Source organism: Candidatus Cloacimonadota bacterium, from assembly GCA_011372345.1.
Classification (GTDB): Bacteria; Cloacimonadota; Cloacimonadia; order Cloacimonadales; family TCS61; genus DRTC01.
Genome location: DRTC01000141.1, coordinates 1 through 3,251, shown reverse-complemented (window position 1 = coordinate 3,251; position 3,251 = coordinate 1). Strand labels below are relative to the sequence as shown.

The 3,251-nt window shown below is 31.0% G+C and carries 3 protein-coding genes; all 3 read right to left on the bottom strand.

The features are described from left to right. The coding region (locus ENL20_02640; protein ID HHE37452.1) for a site-specific DNA-methyltransferase at positions 1-1,852 on the bottom strand (1,852 nt) is incomplete at its 3' end. Continuing rightward, positions 1,842-2,555 (bottom strand): hypothetical protein, encoded by a 714-nt coding sequence (locus ENL20_02635; GenBank protein HHE37451.1) that lies wholly within the window; start codon positions 2,553-2,555, stop codon positions 1,842-1,844. The genes ENL20_02640 and ENL20_02635, both read right to left, overlap by 11 nt. A 152-nt stretch (positions 2,556-2,707) precedes the next feature. Then, positions 2,708-3,251, bottom strand: a 544-nt coding sequence (locus tag ENL20_02630; protein ID HHE37450.1) for a diaminopimelate decarboxylase, incomplete at its 5' end; no start/stop codon positions are given.

Genomic DNA, 3,251 nt, shown 5'->3' with positions numbered 1-3,251 from the left:
TCTCATAAGAAATCATATCATCAGGTATTTTATATTTTGTTTTTTTTACGGTTTGTAATTTTAAGCCCGTTTTACAAACATATTTGGTAAAATTCAAGTCTATCTCAAAAAGTTTTTCCAACAATTTCCAATCTTCAAGAAGCGGAATTGAACCTCCAAAATCTTTACGCAACCAATGTCCGACTGTATGTTTATATTCTTTCGAGAATAGTTCGGTGAATGCTTTTTTGGAAAGATGATTTTTTTTGCGGATATAATTCAAATAGTCAGCAACGATTTTTTGATCAACAGGATAAAGTCTTTGTCTTGAGAAATATTCATCTTCAACGGAACTTCGTGCTCCGGGAGATGCTCCCCAGTTTTTGCGCTCGATTTCTCTAAATTTTCCATTATAATTCTTATTATGATTTTCAGTTTTGATTTCCGAATAATCCGATTTAGAATTTTTAACCTTTCTTACTAAAGGTATGAATTCTTTTTTTTCACTGACTTTAAGTATACCGTTTATTTTCAGAAAATTTAAATTATCAATCAAACTTTCTTCATCATTTATGATAAATTCTTTTGTTATTACCCGGTCTGCCCAATAAACTTTAACATATTTCGGTAATCCAATCTTATAAAATTCGAGAATAGAAATTATTTTTCCTTCTTTTCTGATTTTCGAAAAATTATCTACAACTTTATATCCAAGATATTCTTTTTTGTAATTTTTTACTTCTTTAGATTTGTGATTTAATTTAAGATTTTTATAATTAAACAAATACTTTTCCTTTTTTGTATCCTGAACAACCATAAAGATTGGAAACCATTTGCGTTCGTTCTCACATACTAACATATTCCTTATTATCCAACTTTTCTTATTAATTTGTGAAATATTATAGATATCCTCTATTGAAAAATCTCTCAAACCAATAAACAAAAGTTCATTTTTAGGAAAACTTCTGATGATTGATTTTGTAAGTATAGTTTTTAGATATGAATTAAATTCGGTTCTGTTTTCTGCAATACTAACAGTTTCGATATTATCATACTCTGAATAATCATTATTTAATACAAAATTTTCTTCAAGGATTTGATATTCATAATTCAGATACGGATATTCTTTAACATCGATACTTAATAATCCGGTTCTTTGTTTGATAATTTCGATGTAATCTTTATTATACTCTATCATTACACCTTTCACTTCATTTTTAGAAAATAATGAATTATTCTTATCGTTAATAACTTTAAGAGTTGTTCCGCTACCAGCAAAAGGATCAAGAATTGTATAATCTTTATTGATAATTGTCATTTCTAATAATGAAGAAACTAACTTTTCAGGATAGACAGCGATATGATTATATGAAGTAGGCTGCAGATTTATTTTCAAAATATTTGAATAATCCTGATTTTTTATTTGGTAATCTCTAAAATGATTTTCCTTCTTTTTTGATAAAGCAAAAACAGGTTCATACGAATTCGCAAAACGATTTTTAACGCTCGATGGAAGATGGTTCGGTTTATACCAGATGAGCGTATCATTTATTATCCATCCATCCTGCTGCATAAAAAAAGCTAATTTATAAGGTATCAATCCAATCGGTGTATTTCCATATTTTTTTAGATATTTATCACCGATATTTAGAAAGAAAACACCTTTATCGGTTAACTTTTGTTTGAGGAGATGGAAAATAAAAACTAATTTTGAAATAAATTCGAGAGATGTTTTTTCATTTCCGATTTGTTCATCAAAACCATAATTGCGTTTAGCCCAATAAGGTGGTGAAGTTATAGCAACATCGATTGAATTGTCTGGAATATTTTTTAAAGCAGCATAAACATCTGCATTGATAATTTTATGATTCATCTTGGATATTAATTAATTCTGTAATATTCTCTTTTACATCTTCACTTGTATAAATTATTCTAATCCTTGATGGTTTATCTTCAAGTAATTTGAATTTGTTTTCTTTTGAAAAATTATAACGAAATCCTTTCCCAGAATACCCGGTTTTTCCAGTATTAACAATAACATTTCCGTAAACATCTGTTAATTCACCATTTGGGACTGAAATCAGAAGAATCGCTTTTATTTCGATATTAGTTTCTGAAATATCATAAATTATATTAATGAAATAAGTTAAACATATTTTGTTTTGATAGGAATACTTTGGTGGTAGATTTACTTGATAATCGAATCCATCCGGTTTGTAACTTGTTTGATTTGCTCCAATCGGAATTTTTCCTTTATAATCTGTTTCGTTATCTAATTTAGCAGTTTTAATATCGATATGAATAAATGAGTTATATAGTTCAAAAAACATATCCGAACCAATAGGTGACGGGTTTGGAGTGCCAAATTGATTAAAAAGCCAGTAATAAATCCTTTCCGCTCCTCGAGAAAAATCGGAGTTCTTATCTGCGCTATGATCGAACGCTTCGAACCAATCATCTTTTATTTTATCTTTTGATTTTAGTCCTTCGATCATTTTTTCCATATCTTGTTTCAGCATAAATTCAATTTGATTCAAATAATGATTTTCCCAGAATTCAATATCTTTTTTGTTCATTGTTCCTCCAATTTAAAAACAAAATATTTTACTTTTATATTTTTGAAAAGTCTTTTAAACATTACAAAGATAATGGAAGTTCATTTCTCAATTAACTTGAGATAAGTCTTTCATCCGTGAAAATCAGTTCAATCCGTGTCATCCGTGTTCTATCACAGCTCAAATTTCTTCAGTTTCTCCGGCACATTTTCCGGAGTGATCACATCTTCCAGTTTCTCTGCTCTGCGGATTATTTCCATTGTTCCGTCTTCCATTATCATCAAAACAGCAGGACGATAGCGGATGAACTGCATCCATTGCGTTACATTATAAGCAGCCATCGGAGAGAGGATCAATCTTGCGCCGCGCGTTAATGGCGGCAGATAAGCATTTTCCAGAACCACATCGATATTCATACAAAGCGGTCCGTAAACAACGCAATTCTCATAAGAACCGGTGATCGGTCTGTCGGTTTCAACTTTGTAATTATACCAAGTGGAAGTATAAAGAAAATTCACTCCGGCATCGATGATGTAGCTTTTCAGTCCGCCCGGAAGTCTTTTCACAGCATCGACGGTTGTTATCAAATAGCCTGCTTCATCGATCAAAGCACGACCGGTTTCCATATAAACTGTCGGATATTCGTCGGGAGAAAGTTCGGATAAAAGCGTGTTGCTGATCGCTTCTACGAATTCTTCGAGCGGAGGAACGGCAACT

Excerpts from the sequence above, each read along its gene's own strand:
- ENL20_02635 (HHE37451.1), bottom strand. The coding sequence starts at position 2,555 with ATGAACAAAAAAGATATTGAATTCTGGGAAAATCATTATTTGAATCAA.